This is a genomic window from Gemmatimonadota bacterium (genome assembly GCA_009838845.1).
Classification (GTDB): Bacteria; Latescibacterota; UBA2968; order UBA2968; family UBA2968; genus VXRD01.
In genome coordinates, this window is record VXRD01000021.1 from 2,523 (window position 1) to 17,658 (window position 15,136).

Here is a 15,136-nt window from a genome sequence, read left to right on the forward strand (position 1 = left end):
CAACAGCATCTCGGATGTGTCCTCACTGTCAGGTTTGCCCAATCTGATACGGCTGTTTCTTCACAGCAACAGCATGTCGGATGTGTCCTCACTGTCAGGCTTGACCAGGCTGAGAACGCTGATTCTTGACAACAACAGCATCTCGAACATCACACCTCTGTCCGGCTTGACCAGCCTGACATCACTGCTTCTTTCTCGGAACAATATCTCGGATATATCTGTGCTGTCCGGCTTGACCAATCTATTGTCGCTGTCTCTTTCCAGAAACAACATCGCGAACCTCACGCCCCTATCCGGCTTGAACAGCCTGAGGTCGCTGTCTCTTTCCAGCAACAACATCTCGGATCTTTCGCCCCTGGTTGCAAATACGGGATTGGGCAGTGGAGATCGGGTCGATGTACGGAATAATCCGTTGAGTGCTACATCAATCAATACGCACATTCCAATCCTTCAGGACAGAGGGATTGAGTTGCGTTTTGGCGCGTTGAAGCCCGCGGTGGAGAAGATAAAACAAGACATTTTCCGTGAGATGATGGAATTGTTGGAGATTGAGGAAAGGGGGAACTGATGCGTAAACAGATTCTGTTCATTCTATCAACATTCGCGCTTTTGATGTATCCGTTGTCTCTTTCGGCGCAGAATAGTACGGCGGGCGATCAAGCCCTTACCCCGGACTTTGATAGGGATGGTCAGGTTGGCTTCCCTGACTTTTTGGTATTTGTAAGTCAGTTTGGAACACGTCAGGGCGATGGGCGTTATGATGCCAGATACGATCTGGATGGCGACGGCGAAATTGGATTTTCCGATTTTCTGATTTTTAGCAGCAGCTTTGGCAAAAGTGGTGACGAGGTGGCGCTTGTTGTCATTCCGGATGCGAATCTGCGCGCTGTTGTCGAGGGTCTTCTCGGCAAGGCGAGCGGTGCGCCGATCAAGAGGAGTGAGATGGCGCGCTTGATGCGCATTGAGGCACGGAATGCGAATATCAGGGATTTGACCGGGCTCGAGTTTGCCCCCCGTTTGACATTCATGGATTTTGGTGATGAGATGGTGGAAGGGCAATCTGTCAATAGCAACATCATCTCGGATCTTACGCCCCTATCGGGTTTGACCAACCTGACGCATTTGTATCTTACCGACAATGACATCACGGATGTCACGCCCTTATCGGGTTTGACCGGCCTGGAATGGCTGGATCTTAACGACAACATCATCTCGGATCTTACGCCCCTATCAGATTTGACCAGTGTGAGATGGCTGAATCTTTCCAGCAACGACATCACGGACCTCACACCCCTATCGGATTTGGTCGGTCTGAGGTCGCTGCGTCTTTCAGACAACATCATCACGGACCTTACACCCTTATCGGGTTTGACCCGTCTGGGATCGCTGTCTCTTTTCAGCAACATCATCTCGGATCTTACGCCCCTATCTGGCTTGGCCAACCTGAGAAATCTGTATCTTTCCTTCAACGGTATCTCGGACGTCACGCCCCTATCGGGTTTGACCAGTCTGAAGACACTGCTTCTTTCCAGCAACAGGTTCACGGACCTAACGTCCCTATCGGGTTTGACCAGTCTGAACAGGCTGTATCTTAACGACAACAACATCACGGACGTCACGTCTCTATCGGGTTTGACCAATCTGACAACATTGTCTCTTTCCGTCAATAACATCACGGACGTCACGCCCCTATCGGGTTTGGCCAACCTGATAGATCTGTCTCTTGATCGCAACAGTATCTCGGATCTTACGCCCCTATCGAGATTGACCCGTCTGAATAGGCTGATTCTTTTTATCAACAGTATCTCGGATCTTTCTCCTCTGGTTGCAAACACGGGATTGGGTACTGGAGATTTGGTTGATGTGGAGCGTAATCCGTTAAGTGCCATGTCATACCAAATGCATATCCCGGCCCTGCAGGATAGAGGCGTTATTGTGCTTATTGGCGCGTCGAAGCCCGCAGTGGAGAAGAAGGAATTTTTGGAGATTGAGGGAAGGGAGGTCGGCTATATATCGCAGGTGGATAGAGGAGGGGAAGGACGTGATTAGCTCAAAATGAGAGCTTGTCTTGATGAAGGATTGTTGTAATGGAAAAGAGCGAGTTAAAAAAGGACTCGCTCTTTTTTGTTGATAGATTGACGCGATTACCCGGCTAATGCGTGCTGCTTTCGACGCAAAATATAGGGTAATCCAACTACATATCAAAAAATGGAAAATGGGACAAATTTTACGACTTGATATTCTCTAATTTTGGGCGGTATATTGTTTATAGTAATGTCCATTCTGAGCTATTTTTTTCATTGAGATAGTTTGCCTATGAATAAGGAAAAACCGATGCGTAAACAGATACTGTTTATTCTGTCAACACTCGCGCTTTTGATGTATCCGCTGTTTCTTTTGGCGGATGTAAATAGTGCGGCGAGTGATCAATCCGTTACTCCGGATTTTGATGGCAATGGTATTGTTGATTTTGCTGACTTTTTGGCGTTTGCAGGTCTGTTTGGAGCACGTCAGGGCGATGGGCGTTATGATGCCAGATATGATCTGGATGGCGACGGTGCGATTGGCTTTTCTGATTTTCTGATCTTTAGCGGCAGCTTTGGCAAAGAGGTGTCTTCCCCAAACGTTGACATTCCAGATGCGAACCTGCGTTCGGTCATTGCAGATAGCCTCGGCAAGGCGAGCGGTGCGCCAATCACTCGGGCAGAGATGGCGAGCTTAAATCGCCTCGAAGCGCCGAACAAGAATATTCGCGATCTGACCGGGCTTGAGTTTGCAACTGGTCTGACATTGTTGGATCTGGGTACATTTTATATGAGCGGTGAGGGTTTTATTAACAGCAATGAAATATCCAACCTTGCGCCCCTATCAGGATTGGTCAGTCTGGAAAGGCTGGATCTTGACCGCAACAACATATCGGACGTGTCTGCGCTGTCGGGTTTGACCAGTCTGGAAGTGCTGGATCTTTCCTCTAACAGCATATCAGATGTGTCCGCACTGTCTAACTTGAACAACCTGGAATTGCTGGCTCTTGTCTCCAACGGGATATCGGATGTGACACCTCTATCTAATTTGAACAACCTGAGAGTGCTGGATCTTTCCTTCAACAGCATATCGGATGTGTCCGCACTGTCTAACTTGACCAGTCTGGAAGATCTGTATCTTGACAACAACAGCATATCGGATCTCGCGCCTCTGGTCGCAAATACGGGATTGGGCAGTGGAGATGTGGTTGATGTACGGAATAATCCGTTGAGTGCGACATCAATCAACACACACATTCCAGCCCTTCAGGACAGAGGGGTTGATGTGCGATTTGGCACGTCGAAGCCCTCAGTGATAGATAGATACTAAAAAGAAAAGAGCGAGTCTAAAAAGGCTCGCTCTTTTTTGTTGATAAATCGGCGCGATTACCCGGCTAATGCGCGCATGGTTTCGACGCATCGGGTCAGGGCGGGGACGGGGTTTTCGACGTCGGCTTCGTATTCGATGACGGCCATGCCATCAAAGCCGCTTTTTTCAAGGCCGGCGACAAAGGCCGGGAGGTCGAGCGTGCCTTCGCCGACGACGGTGTCGTGCCACTGGCCGTTGGGGTCAAAGACGAAGTCTTTGTAGTGGATGCCGTAGATTTGTCCGGCGAAGTCTTCTGTCCATTTGACGGGGTTGCCCTGGCGAGGACCGATTTGCAAGGCCCAGGCTGTGTCGATGCACAGGCCAATTTCGGGCGCGCCGAGGCCGATGAGGTGTTTGAGTACGCCGGGTTGTCCGCCAAAGTGATATCCGCCGTGGCAGTGTATGCCCACGCGGATGCCGTATGCCCGACTCCATGCGCGTACCTGTGTGATGGCTTTGGGATAGGATTCGAGCTGAAAGTGGCAGGAGATGTGTTTGGCGCCGGCAATGGCGGCGCATTCAAAGTAGGATTTTTCAGTGGGGTCGCCCGTGAAGGTTTGTACGCCGATGGAGATGACGGATACGCCCGCGTCGTTGTAGGTTTTGACGATGTCTTTCCAGGCGTCGGGGTTTTTGAAGTCGGCGTGGGCCTGGCAGACTTCGATTTTGTCGAGGCCGATGTCTTTTACTTTTTGGGCGACGTCGGCGTTGTCTTTGAAGTAGCGAAAGCAAAAACTTTGGACTCCGTAATCCAGTGCTGCACTCATGTAAAACTCCTTCCAGTGGTTTGGGTTGTCATCGCGGCATGATCCCCGTATAAAAGCACTACGGGGCATGCTTGAGCCGCGATCCAGAAGATTTTAGTTGTCATTGCTCCTTTCCAATTTTTTGAATACGTCGGCAAAGATGGCGTTGCGGTTGAGTTGCGTGGCTACGCGCATGAAATGCCGACTGGGGGCATGGCTCCAGGTTATTTGATCGGTGAGTATGGGGCTGTGTACCAGTTGGGTTGTGACCCAGTTTGGGTTGACGAGATACGCGGTTGCCGAGAGGTCCCAGATTTCTTTTGCCCATGCGTAGTGGTCTTTGTGATAGCCGCGAACGGTTTCGGTGAGGAAGTCGCCTATGGCGCTTTTGTCCGCTACATGGGTTTCGAGTTCGGGCAGGGTGGTGAGGAGATGAGAGGCGACATTGCGGCAGGGGATCTGGACGAGGGGTACGCCGCTGTCAAAGATGATGCGTGCGGCGAGGATGTCTTGTCGCAGGTTAAATTCAAGGGTGTTGGGCCAGTTGTGTTCGTGGCCGCCGAGCCAGACGACGACGATGTGTTTGATGATTTCGGGTTCTATGAGGATGGCGGAGGCTACGTTGGTTATGGCGCCGATGGCGGCGACATAGAGTGGATCATCAGATGCCATGGCTTTGTCGATGAGGTCGCGCACGGCGTCGTTGTCTTGCGGTGTGTCTGGTCCTGTGAGATAGTTTGTGGAGCCGCGAAATACGAGGTTGTTGTCGGGGATATTTAAGCGGTTGAGTAGGCGGAGGATTTCGTCGTAGCTTCGTTCCATGCCGTCGCCGGGTCCATTAGAGCGCTGGTTGTGAAAGGGCGCGGCATAGATGGCTTCGACCGAGATTTTCTCGGGGGATAAGAGCGCGTGTGCTACGGCGAATTGATCATCGACTTCGTTATATGTGTCCGTGTCGAGTACCACGCGCACTTTGCCTGATGGCGGTGCTAATCTGTCAATGCGCTGAGCGTGTGTGAGGGTGGGAAAGTTCATGGATGTATGCTTTTTTATGCGGCTTCTTGTAATTTCGCGATATTTTCAGGTTCATGTCGTTCTTGCCACCTTATATAATCTGCTCCTCCCGCCTCCAGCGCGTCCATATAGTCCTGGTTGATGTTCTTGTCCTGGTCGTTGATAACCGCAAGTCCCGATACCTGTTTGCCTGTCAACGTCTTTCTATATTCTAAAATATCTTTCCACATAAACAGAAAACTGGATAAAGAAGCTCTGTTGATACTGTTGAAGCACTTTAGCACAATTTCCTTTTCCCGGTACGCTACCTGGAAGTCGAAGCTGAATTCAATACCCACAGACCCCCTGGAAATGAATTCAGGTGTATAGACTATCATTTTCTCATCCAGATACCCCCGCACATCATCTTTAAAAATATTGACAACCGTGGGCTTGGCAAGTACGTAGAAGTTGCTGACTTCCAACATCGCTTGAAGCAAATCATGCTTTCTCTGAGGAAAATCGGATTCTCTGTTGGCTTGTGCTACAAGTTCTTTGCTCTTATTGCTTACGCCATAACCGGCCAGGACTCTGTCCAGAAGCTCTCTTCGAGATGACGAGCGGGAGAAAGACACGCCCATTAACTCCAAATCGTGGAGTGTCTTGCCGTCATCGGAGAGCATGATTTTATTTCCCTCCTTCTTGGCGTATATTTCCAGTGTGTCATTGAACAGACCAGTAAAAGGAGTAGAAATAAGACTCCAATCGCTTTCATCTCCCACGGGAATATAAGTTTTCGACCTGAGCCAGGTATAATACTTGTCTTCTTGTTCAGCAAGCCAGTTCATACTAAAAATATCTCGCCTTTCCATTTGTCCAACGCCAGGATATAACGTCAACAGGATTGCCCTTTTCTATAACCTTTTTGGGCAGTCCTATCAAACGTCTGGCCTCTTGGTTGGTCAGCATAAGATACTATTCCTCCATCTCTTCACGGAATATTCGTCAATACGGTGCAGTGCTCGATGGCCAACGCGCACGCACCAGATTTCAGCTTTGGGGTATTGCTTAAGGAGACGCTCTGATGCAGCAAGGGCATTGTCGGCAATGATATAGCTCTCAGTGTCAATGTCAATGGCAACGACTTTCCCATAGTGTGTTGTTTCCACATGGGGACGGATAGCCCGCTCGTATATTTCATCGCCACGCCGTGCTGTTTCCTCGGCTGAATAGCGGGATTGATCAGTAGGCATGGTAGTTCTCCTGAGAAATTTACTGTTTCGGAATAACTGTCCCTACGCAAGCACGGCTACATCCTCAACATATTCTTCGAAGAGCGCGATGTCTTCTCGCATCATGTCGGGATTGTCTTTGAGGAAGAAGCCGACGAGGGCCACGTCGTTTTCGCGCATGGCTTTGCCCATGGTTTCAAAGGCTTCGAGGATGGGTTTGTTGCCACCTGCGAAGACTTTGTAGTGTACAACGGGACAGGGGATGGTGGCGATGACGCCGAGCATTTTGGCGCGGTCTTTTTCTTCCCATTTTTCGCCTTTGTCACTGTGGTGCGCGCTGCGAGAGCGGTCCGTGGGATTGTAATAGCTGCACATCTGGAAATCGGGGTCCATGTTGTCGCGCACCCATTCGTGTGCCGCGGGTTGATGGGCTGCAAATCCAGATGCGACGCCCGCATTGGACATTGTGTCGATTGCTTCGTAAAAATTGTCCCACTGTTCTGTGGCGTACCAGTTATCGACCACGCCGCCGTGGATGTAGGTGCCGCTTGCGCCCAGTTCGATGGATGCGCGGAGCCATTTGCGCCAGGCTTCGGGTTTGCCGCGCTCGATGCATACTTGCGAGAACCACTGGATGCTGCCGCCTTCATTCCAGTATTCTTCGAGGAGTCCCATGATGTGATCGTCGGTGCGCCCAAAGAAGGTGTTGATGCCGAGTTCTTCGGCCTGTCGCCAGGTGTCTTTGATGCGGCTGGGGGTGTAATAATCGGTCATTTCTTTGCTGCGTTCTCTGGTCTGGTGCGAAAATCCGCTGAACGGGTTGCCGCCAATACAGAGGCCCGAGACACTGACGCCGCCTATGTTTGCGTATCGCATGTGTTGCTCCTCTATGGGCGCATGAAGCCCGAGAAAAAGTCGTTGCCTTTGTCGTCAACGACGATGAATGCGGGAAAGTTTTCGACTTCGATGCGCCATATCGCTTCCATGCCGAGTTCGGGATATTCCTGGCACTCGACTTTGCGTATGGCGTCTTTGGCGAGGCGAGCGGCGGGACCGCCGATGGAGCCGAGGTAAAATCCGCCGTGTTTTTTGCACGCTTCTGTTACTTGCCGCGAGCGATTGCCTTTGGCGAGCATGATCATGCTGCCGCCTTCTGATTGGAATGAATCGACGTAGCTGTCCATGCGCCCCGCGGTTGTGGGACCAAATGAGCCGGAGGCGTATCCTTCGGGTGTTTTGGCGGGTCCCGCGTAATAGACGCACAGGTTCTTGAAGTATTGCGGAAGCCCTTCGCCGCTGTCTATGCGCTCCTGGAGTTTGGCGTGGGCAATATCGCGTGCGACGATCATGGGGCCGGAGAGGGATAAGCGCGTGCTGACCGGATATTTGCTGAGGGTTTCGCGCACTTTGTCCATGGGCTGGTTGAGATCGATTTTTGCGACGTCGCCGCTGAGGGCTTCTTCATCGACTTCGGGGAGGTATTTCGCCGGGTCGCTTTCCAGTTCTTCGAGGAAGATGCCTTCGCGCGTTATTTTTCCCAGGATTTGTCGGTCGGCAGAGCAGGATACGGCAATGCCGACGGGGCAGGATGCGCCGTGTCGAGGCAGGCGAATAACGCGCACATCGTGGCAGAAGTATTTGCCGCCAAATTGCGCGCCAATGCCGAGTTCGTGGCTCATTTCCAGGACTTGTTTTTCCATTTCGAGATCGCGGAATGCCTGGCCGTATTCATTGCCCTGTGTGGGCAGGGTGTCGAGATATTTGGCGCTTGCGAGTTTGGCGGTTTTGAGGGTGTATTCTGCGGATGTGCCGCCAATGACGAGGGCGAGGTGATAGGGCGGGCAGGCGGCTGTGCCGAGTTCTCGCAGGCGCTGGTCGATGAAGTCGCGCAGGCGTTCGGGGTTGAGCAGCGCTCGGGTTTCCTGGTAGAGCAGGCTTTTGTTGGCGGATCCGCCTCCTTTGGCCATGAACATGAATTTGTACGTATCCCCTTGTTCGGAATAGATCTCGATTTGAGCGGGCAGGTTGGTTTTTGTATTTGCCTCCTGGAACATGTCGAGTGGCGCCAGTTGGCTGTAGCGCAGGTTTGTTTCCAGAAAGGCTCTGGTAATGCCCTGTGCGAGCGCGGCTTCGTCGCTGCCGTCGGTCCACACGCGATTGCCCCTTTTGCCCATGATGATGGCTGTGCCCGTGTCCTGACACATGGGGAGGACGCCGCCTGCGGCGATGTTGGCATTTTTGAGCATTTCAATGGCGACAAAGCGGTCGTTGTCCGAGGCTTCGGGATCGTCGAGTATTTTGGTCAGTTGTTTTAAGTGTGCAGGGCGGAGCAGGTGCGCGCTGTCTCGAATGGCGCGGTCCGCCAGCATGGTGAGGCCCTCGGGTTCGACTTTGAGGATTTCCTGGCCCTCAAATTGTCCCGTTGATATATAATCGGTTGTGAGCAACTGGTAGGGGGTTTCATCTTCTCCGAGGGGTATCATTTCGCGGTGTTCGTAGGTGTCCATTTTTCCCTTTCTTGTCGGCTTTATTGTTCCAGCCATTCGAGGTCAAAGCGAGCGACGGTGACGTATCGCGTGTCGTTTTGTCGCGTGAAGATCTGGTTTTCGTATATGCAGCATATTGTGCCGTCGGCTGTTTGGGCGAGGTCTGAATAACTCGAGGGTCCCGGTTCGAGAATTTTGGAGACGGGCCAGGTCTGGCAGTCGTCGGTGCTCATTTTGACGGTGAGGCGTTTGCGGTCGTAAGAGACGCGCCCCGGTCTGGCAAATTCGCGTTCGAGGTTGTCGGGGTTGGCAAAAATGATGTTGCCGTTTTGGAGTTTGAGGATGCTGCCCATGCACACGGGTTCGAGCAGGGCGTCGTCAAATTTTAGCTCTGACCAGTTGGTCGCGCCATCGGGGCTGGTGGTGATGAGGCGGCGATGGCGTTTGGATTCCGTGCGGATGTTGAATAAGACGCGCCCGTCGTTGCGTTCAACGGGGAGTGTTTCGCTGGGGTTGATGTATTCGCCTTCTGTGCGTACGATAATGTCACTGCGCTGCCAGGTTTGCGCGTGGTCGTCGCTGTAGATGCCCGCGACTGTGGAGGGGCGATGCCCGAGTTTGCCCGGGCCAAATTCCGTGCCGCCGCCGTCCGACATCCAGATGGGTACGATGAGGCGTCCGTTTTGAAGTTGGATGCCGTGCCCGGGTCCAGTGGCTATGACGCGCCAGGGATATTGTTCGCGGAAGGGTGTGAGTGCATCTGTGATTTCAGTGGGATCGGACCATGTGGCGCCGTCGTCTTTGCTTTGCATGTAAAATACGCGGGCGTAGTTGTGACAATAGAGGGCGTGTACTGCGCTATCTTTGCGGTCGGAGATCATGACGAAGTTGCTGATGGGGCCTTCGCCATACGTGTCGCAACGGGCGACGACGGTGGGTGAGTCCCAGGTCTGACCACCATCTGCACTTCGCCGCATAAGCACGTCATTGCCGTCCCAATCGCCGCCTCTGCCGCGTCGCGCCTCTGCCGTGGCGAGGAGGATGTTGTTTTGCGTGCAGAGGATGCCCGGTACGCGGTAGATGTGATACCCGTTTGTCCGACCTTCAAAGAGGTGGGTTTTGTCTATCATGTAATGCTCCGTTTATGTTGAGGAATTTTATTGGAAAGTATATAATTATACCATAATAAGATAAAGAACAAGCCAAAAAATTGCGAATAGGTTGAGAGATGAACCACATGGAACATATTCCGCTTGTAGAAAGCAGTACAGATCTTATATTGTTTTCTTGGAAACTACAAGGGAGGCAATATGTCTGCTCCACGTATCGATGACCGCGACTGGTCCGCTCTGACTTCGGGCGAGCGCATTCGCCAGATTGAGGTTGAGGGCTATCTTCTGATTCCCGATTTGTTGACGCCCGAGCATCTGGCCCGGCTCAAGGCGATAACCGATAGTTTGGAAACCACTCCGGTGGATTACAGCATCCATCAGCGGGGACGGAGTGACATCCAGTTCCTCGGCGGTGAAATCACCGACCTCATCGCCCATCCCCCGACGGTCGCCTTTCTGAGGGAACTTCTGGGGGAGGATATCATCCTGTCGCATTACGGCTATGCCCGCTCAGAGCCAGGGCACCCCGGCATTAGCCTCCATACGGACGGTCAACCCTACGGTTCGCGCATCTTTGGTTATCTGGGTAGCGTACCGGTCATGGTCCGGGTGCTGTATTATCTGGACGACCTGACCCCAGAGGTCTCTCCATTCCGCGTCATTCCCCGATCACACCTCTCCATGCACGCAGACGGCAATCCCTACCAGCGCTTCGAGTCCCATCCAGAGGAGGTCATGGTTCCCGCAAAAGCCGGTTCTGCGATGTTTATTAACCACAAGGTTTTCCACGGCAATTTCCCCAATGTCGGCGACTGGCCCCGCTCAATGCTGGCTATTGCTTACCGCCCGGCCTGGGCCGGTCCTGTCCAGAAAGTTGAAGGGTGGGATCCGCAGGCCGTCGCCGCGCTGCCCGATGCAGTGAAGCCCTTCTTCGGCGACCGCAACACCCGCCACTGGACCCCCGAAGGGGACAACAAACCGCCCGACATGGCCAGTCAGGCCCCGGGTATCAATCCCAGCCGATGGGAACGCAAGTAAGGAGAACGAATGTATCCCAATCCACTTAAACAGAAGCTTAGAAAGGGCGATATCGTGCTGGGGACCTCCCTGCCGGTCCCCTCATCCCTCGTCCTTGGAACCATCGTGCAGGCCCGGCCAGACTTTGTCTGGATCGATACCGAACACGCCCCGTTCGCCACCGAATCCCTGGACGCTATCCCCGTCCTTGCCAGGCAGAATGGCGTGGCGCCGATGATCCGCGTGGCCTGGAACGACCCGGCTCTGATCAAGAAGGCCTTCGATGTCGGTGCCGTGGCCGTGATGGTGCCCCAGGTCAATACCGCCGAAGAAGCTGCCCGGGCAGTGCAATATGCCCGTTATCCCCCTGAAGGACAGCGCGGGCTTTCCCCCATGTGGACCCGCATAGCCGGCGAAGACTGGAACCATGTCATCAAAACTGCGAATGCGGAAACTGTATTGATCCTCCAGGTCGAGAGCCAGGAGGCCTACGACAATATCGATGAAATCAAGCAGGTCGCAGGCATTGACGTCCTGCTCGTAGGGCCGCTGGATCTGTCCGCATCGGTCGGAAAGATTACCGAAACCAGCGCCAGGGAAGTTCAGGAGATTATGCGGGATGTTCCCGGGCGGCTGGAAGGGTCCGGCATTGTCGCCGGCACCACGCTTGTGGATCTCTCCGAAATCCAGGAAAAACTTCGCTGGGGCTACCGCTTTATGAATGTCGGCAATATTCTCGCTTATGGCACCCAGGTCCTGACCCACAACCTCGAAACCTTACGCGCCAATCCTGGTGGGGGGGCTGAAGAATGACAGAATCACTACGCCTGCTCTCTATCGGGGCGCATCCGGCCGATATCTTCGACCAGTCGGGCGGCACTATGGCCCATCACGTCAGCCGCGGCGACGATGTGCGGTGTGCGGTGCTGACCCACGGCGCACGGGTGCACGATGCCGTGATCAGCGACGCGATGTTTCACCAGGAGGAAGTGCCGGAAGGGGCCGAGCTTCTGAAGATGATGCAGGAGCGCTCCGATGTCAAAGCGGCGGAGGTGCGCGCGGCCTGTGCGATTCTGGGTGTAGAAGAGATCTACTTTTTCGGCGCCGATGATTCGGTTCTGCTCGTCAAGGACGAGACGGTGAGGCGTCTGGCAAGGCTGCTGCGAGAGCTCCGTCCCGATATCGTCCTGACCCACTTTCCCAAAGAGGGTGACAGCCTGACCAACGCGCACGCCACCGCCGGGCAGATCGTGATGCACGCCATCGGGCTGGCCAACAGCGTTGATCCCGGTGACCGAAATCCCCCCCATCGGGTCGCGCAGGTCTTTTATTTTGGGGGAGGCGGTGCGGGGATTCCCCGGCGGGTCTGGGATTCTGAAGGGGGCTACTACAACGATGTCTTTATCGACATCACTGATGTCGTGGAGAAAAAGCTGGCGGCGCTGGACTGCCTGGTGAGCCAGGGATACGGCGGCGCCTATGCCCGAAAACGGATCGAGACCAGCGACGGCGCGTTTGGCAGCGCGGGGGGCTGCGCTTACGCAGAAGGCTTTATCTCCCTGAACGCTGAAACCCATTCCTTCCTTCCGCTGACCGAGCACGCGCTCAGGATTGCCCGTTCATCCGACCACGAGAATATCAGTCGCAACTCCTACCGCATCCCGGTGGATTGAGAAGTTCTGCGAACGGCCCATTGATCCGCCCCCCACGGATGGACCCCATGATCAAACTCGGCTGCACCGCCATGCTGCGGGACGAAGAGAATCCCGGGCAGTTCATCGATGTCGAATCCCTGATCGACCTGATCCACGACCTGAGGCTGGATATTGTCGATTTGCACCTCTACAGGGGGTTCCGTTCCAGGAGTTTTGAGTACCTGCGCCAGATTAAGAGAAAGTGCCTGAGGTACGGGCTGCCGATCGGCTATGTGGGAACCGGAGATGGGTTTGTGGGCGCGGCGACTGGCGCAGACCAGCGCGTGGTCGGCGTTTCTCTGCCGCCGGAGGAACTGCGCAGGCGGGTGGCAGAGGCGAAAGAGGCCGTGGATGTGGCGGCATTTATGGGTGCGCCCCTGGTCCGCCTGTTCGGGGGTGGCCTGCCAGAGGGGACAGAGGACAGGGAAGCGCTCTGGTCCTCGATGATTCGCAGTTTCCAGGAAGTCGCCGACTATGCGATCGACAAGGGCATTTTCCTGGGTCTCCACAATCATCCGCCCGCTGTGGCTCCCACCGGTGACGACATCCTTCGCATCCTGCACGATACCGACCGCGAGAACTTCACCTTCATACTGGATACGGGTCAGTGGTTCGGCTCACCCGGATCAAATCTGGCGGGAAAATTCGATCCCGGTCTGGCGTTTTACCGCTACATGGAACAAACCGCTCCGTATGCCACCTGCGTGCGTGCCAAGATCTACAAAATCGACAGTGGCCAGGAAGAATGGCTCGACTATGAGCGCATTGTGCCGATCCTGAAAGCCGTCAACTACAATGGCAATGTGTCGATTATCTTCGAAGACCGCAATAACCGTTGCAATTACGCCGAAGCGATCGGCCTGGCGGCCAGGTATCTGCGCGGACTGCTCGCGGATTGAAGGGTGGTCGCGCTGTATTAGCTCTTAATCACACGTAGCGTGTCTCGCGCGATCATCAGTTCTTCGTTGGTGGGGATGACGAGTACGGATACCAGGGCGGTCTCATGATGAATTGTTTCGTTCATGGGGTTGCCCTCGTTTTTTGCTTGGTCGAGATGTATGCCCAAGAATCCGAGTTTTTCACAGATGCACGCCCGTATGAGTGGCGCGTTTTCCCCTATTCCGGCGGTGAATACAAGCGCGTCTATCCCGTCGAGTACCGCCGCGTATTTTCCGATGTACTGGCGGATGCGGTAGCAGAAGATGTCGATTGCCAGTGCCGCACGCCGATTTTCCTCATGGACGGCGATTAGATCTCTGAGGTCTGATCCGATTCCGGATACGCCGATGAGACCGCTTTGATGGTTGAGCATCTGGTCGATTTGATCGGGCGTCATCTGGTGTTCTCTGATCAGGTAGAGGATGATCGCCGGGTCGATGTCCCCACTGCGCGTTCCCATTACGAGTCCCTGAAGGGGTGTAAAACCCATACTGGTGTCGATTGATTTTCCATTTTCGATGGCGGTGATGCTACAGCCGTTTCCCAGATGGCATGTGATCAGTTTTAGCGTTTTCAAGGGCGAGCCGAGCATTTCCGCTGCACGCATGGCGACGTATTGATGCGATATGCCGTGGAAACCGTATTGTCGGATTTGATACTGTTCGGATATCGCGTGGGGCAGGGCATAAGTGTGGGCGTAGTCCGGGATGGTCTGGTGGAATGCGGTGTCGAATACCGCGACGTGTGGGATGTGGGGTAGTATGGTCTGGCAGGCGCGAATTCCGCGCAGGTTGAAGGGGTTGTGCAGTGGGGCGAGGGGGGCGCACTGTTCGATTGTTTTTTCGACTTCGGGCGTGATCCGGGTCGAGGCTGAGAAATGGCTCCCGCCGTGTACAACGCGATGTCCGACTGCGTGAATTTCATCGGGCGTGCGGAGGATTCCCCAGTCCGGGTGGAGCAGGATTTCAAAGATGCGTTGAAATACTGTCTCGTGAGCGGTTTGAGGCACGGGAATGCGATGGGTGACGCCATCCCGCCGCGTGTAAGACAATTCTGCGGATGCAGAGAGCAACCGTTCGACATGTCCTCTTGCGAGGCATTCTTCGCTGTGCATGTCAAAGCACTGGTATTTGATGGAAGAACTGCCGGCGTTGATGGTGAGTATTACTGGCATGGTTGGTCCGCTATCTATGGCTCCACGTAAGGGATTCATCGCTGTTCGCCTTCAGCCAGGTACGTAGAGGTACGTCTTCTTCTATGACGAAATAGCCGTCGCGCTGAAACTGCTGGCGTTCTTCGTCTGTGAGTCTGTGATCCAGGCAGGATCTATTCATTTGTCAATCTCCTGTAATGTCTTAGAAGCTGTTTTAACTTAAATGCGCGTAAGTCCCAAGTCCTTTAGGCTTGGGTCGCATGGCGAAGCGCATAGAATTTATGGGTCGGCTTTAGCCAGGGGGATAGCCCTCAAGGGGCTATCGGTGGTGGTGGAGCGGTGTACAAGTGCGCCAGCACTTCATCAACAGG

15 protein-coding genes are annotated in these 15,136 nt (G+C 53.9%); 7 read left to right on the plus strand and 8 right to left on the minus strand.

The genetic code is table 11. The features are described 5' to 3' along the window. Positions 1–34 precede the first annotated feature (34 nt). The 3 genes from F4Y39_02940 to F4Y39_02950 all read left to right on the plus strand — a co-directional run bounded on the left by F4Y39_02940 (position 35) and on the right by F4Y39_02950 (position 3,354). Positions 35–568: a leucine-rich repeat domain-containing protein gene (locus F4Y39_02940; protein MYC12661.1), complete on the plus strand. Its 534-nt coding sequence runs from the start codon at positions 35–37 to the stop codon at positions 566–568. After that, complete coding sequence (locus F4Y39_02945) at positions 568–2,049, plus strand: hypothetical protein (protein ID MYC12662.1); 1,482 nt, start codon at positions 568–570, stop codon at positions 2,047–2,049. The genes F4Y39_02940 and F4Y39_02945 overlap by 1 nt, the downstream gene beginning before the upstream one ends. 330 nt (positions 2,050–2,379) lie before the next feature. Further along, positions 2,380–3,354 carry a hypothetical protein gene (locus F4Y39_02950; protein ID MYC12663.1) on the plus strand — a complete coding sequence of 325 codons (975 nt, stop codon included), beginning with the start codon at positions 2,380–2,382 and terminating at the stop codon, positions 3,352–3,354. 56 nt (positions 3,355–3,410) lie between these two features. Here F4Y39_02950 and F4Y39_02955 read toward each other — a convergent pair whose 3' ends face one another. From F4Y39_02955 to F4Y39_02985, 7 genes are all read right to left on the minus strand, one after another. Next, positions 3,411–4,229 (minus strand): sugar phosphate isomerase/epimerase, encoded by an 819-nt coding sequence (locus tag F4Y39_02955; GenBank protein ID MYC12664.1) that lies wholly within the window; start codon positions 4,227–4,229, stop codon positions 3,411–3,413. 24 nt (positions 4,230–4,253) lie between these two features. Next, positions 4,254–5,174, minus strand: coding sequence for a nucleoside hydrolase (locus F4Y39_02960; protein MYC12665.1), 921 nt, complete (start codon positions 5,172–5,174; stop codon positions 4,254–4,256). Positions 5,175–5,188: 14 nt separating this feature from the next. After that, positions 5,189–5,980: a DUF1828 domain-containing protein gene (locus F4Y39_02965; protein ID MYC12666.1), complete on the minus strand. Its 792-nt coding sequence runs from the start codon at positions 5,978–5,980 to the stop codon at positions 5,189–5,191. A gap of 114 nt (positions 5,981–6,094) precedes the next feature. Beyond that, positions 6,095–6,385, minus strand: a complete 291-nt coding sequence (locus tag F4Y39_02970) for a hypothetical protein (protein MYC12667.1) — start codon at positions 6,383–6,385, stop codon at positions 6,095–6,097. 42 nt (positions 6,386–6,427) lie between these two features. After that, positions 6,428–7,240 carry a hypothetical protein gene (locus tag F4Y39_02975; GenBank protein ID MYC12668.1) on the minus strand — a complete coding sequence of 271 codons (813 nt, stop codon included), beginning with the start codon at positions 7,238–7,240 and terminating at the stop codon, positions 6,428–6,430. An 11-nt stretch (positions 7,241–7,251) separates the two neighbouring features. After that, positions 7,252–8,871, minus strand: a complete 1,620-nt coding sequence (locus tag F4Y39_02980) for a fumarate hydratase (GenBank protein MYC12669.1) — start codon at positions 8,869–8,871, stop codon at positions 7,252–7,254. A 20-nt stretch (positions 8,872–8,891) separates the two neighbouring features. Then, positions 8,892–9,980 (minus strand): exo-alpha-sialidase, encoded by a 1,089-nt coding sequence (locus F4Y39_02985; protein MYC12670.1) that lies wholly within the window; start codon positions 9,978–9,980, stop codon positions 8,892–8,894. Positions 9,981–10,160: 180 nt separating this feature from the next. Here F4Y39_02985 and F4Y39_02990 point away from each other — a divergent pair, with 180 nt between their 5' ends. The 4 genes from F4Y39_02990 to F4Y39_03005 are packed head-to-tail and all read left to right on the plus strand — an operon-like array spanning position 10,161 to position 13,572. Beyond that, on the plus strand, positions 10,161–11,000 hold the full coding sequence (locus tag F4Y39_02990) for a phytanoyl-CoA dioxygenase family protein (protein MYC12671.1): 840 nt from the start codon (positions 10,161–10,163) through the stop codon (positions 10,998–11,000). Positions 11,001–11,009: 9 nt separating this feature from the next. Further along, positions 11,010–11,792 carry an aldolase gene (locus F4Y39_02995; GenBank protein MYC12672.1) on the plus strand — a complete coding sequence of 261 codons (783 nt, stop codon included), beginning with the start codon at positions 11,010–11,012 and terminating at the stop codon, positions 11,790–11,792. Next, positions 11,789–12,652, plus strand: coding sequence for a hypothetical protein (locus F4Y39_03000; GenBank protein MYC12673.1), 864 nt, complete (start codon positions 11,789–11,791; stop codon positions 12,650–12,652). The genes F4Y39_02995 and F4Y39_03000 overlap by 4 nt, the downstream gene beginning before the upstream one ends. A gap of 38 nt (positions 12,653–12,690) precedes the next feature. Then, positions 12,691–13,572 carry a sugar phosphate isomerase/epimerase gene (locus tag F4Y39_03005; GenBank protein MYC12674.1) on the plus strand — a complete coding sequence of 294 codons (882 nt, stop codon included), beginning with the start codon at positions 12,691–12,693 and terminating at the stop codon, positions 13,570–13,572. Positions 13,573–13,589: 17 nt separating this feature from the next. Here F4Y39_03005 and F4Y39_03010 read toward each other — a convergent pair whose 3' ends face one another. Further along, a complete protein-coding gene (locus tag F4Y39_03010; protein MYC12675.1) occupies positions 13,590–14,786 on the minus strand; it encodes an acetate kinase in 1,197 nt (398 codons plus the stop codon). Between the last annotated feature and the right edge of the window lie 350 nt (positions 14,787–15,136).

Bases quoted from the DNA above. Each gene is read 5' to 3' on its own strand.
- F4Y39_03005 (MYC12674.1), top strand. From the start codon at position 12,691: ATGGACCCCATGATCAAACTCGGCTGCACCGCCATGCTGCGGGACGAA.
- F4Y39_02985 (MYC12670.1), bottom strand. From the start codon at position 9,980: ATGATAGACAAAACCCACCTCTTTGAAGGTCGGACAAACGGGTATCAC.
- F4Y39_02975 (MYC12668.1), bottom strand. From the start codon at position 7,240: ATGCGATACGCAAACATAGGCGGCGTCAGTGTCTCGGGCCTCTGTATT.
- F4Y39_03000 (MYC12673.1), top strand. From the start codon at position 11,789: ATGACAGAATCACTACGCCTGCTCTCTATCGGGGCGCATCCGGCCGAT.
- F4Y39_02965 (MYC12666.1), bottom strand. From the start codon at position 5,980: ATGAACTGGCTTGCTGAACAAGAAGACAAGTATTATACCTGGCTCAGG.
- F4Y39_02955 (MYC12664.1), bottom strand. From the start codon at position 4,229: ATGCCCCGTAGTGCTTTTATACGGGGATCATGCCGCGATGACAACCCA.
- F4Y39_02980 (MYC12669.1), bottom strand. From the start codon at position 8,871: ATGGACACCTACGAACACCGCGAAATGATACCCCTCGGAGAAGATGAA.
- F4Y39_02970 (MYC12667.1), bottom strand. From the start codon at position 6,385: ATGCCTACTGATCAATCCCGCTATTCAGCCGAGGAAACAGCACGGCGT.
- F4Y39_03010 (MYC12675.1), bottom strand. From the start codon at position 14,786: ATGCCAGTAATACTCACCATCAACGCCGGCAGTTCTTCCATCAAATAC.
- F4Y39_02960 (MYC12665.1), bottom strand. From the start codon at position 5,174: ATGAACTTTCCCACCCTCACACACGCTCAGCGCATTGACAGATTAGCA.
- F4Y39_02950 (MYC12663.1), top strand. From the start codon at position 2,380: ATGTATCCGCTGTTTCTTTTGGCGGATGTAAATAGTGCGGCGAGTGAT.
- F4Y39_02990 (MYC12671.1), top strand. From the start codon at position 10,161: ATGTCTGCTCCACGTATCGATGACCGCGACTGGTCCGCTCTGACTTCG.
- F4Y39_02945 (MYC12662.1), top strand. From the start codon at position 568: ATGCGTAAACAGATTCTGTTCATTCTATCAACATTCGCGCTTTTGATG.
- F4Y39_02995 (MYC12672.1), top strand. From the start codon at position 11,010: ATGTATCCCAATCCACTTAAACAGAAGCTTAGAAAGGGCGATATCGTG.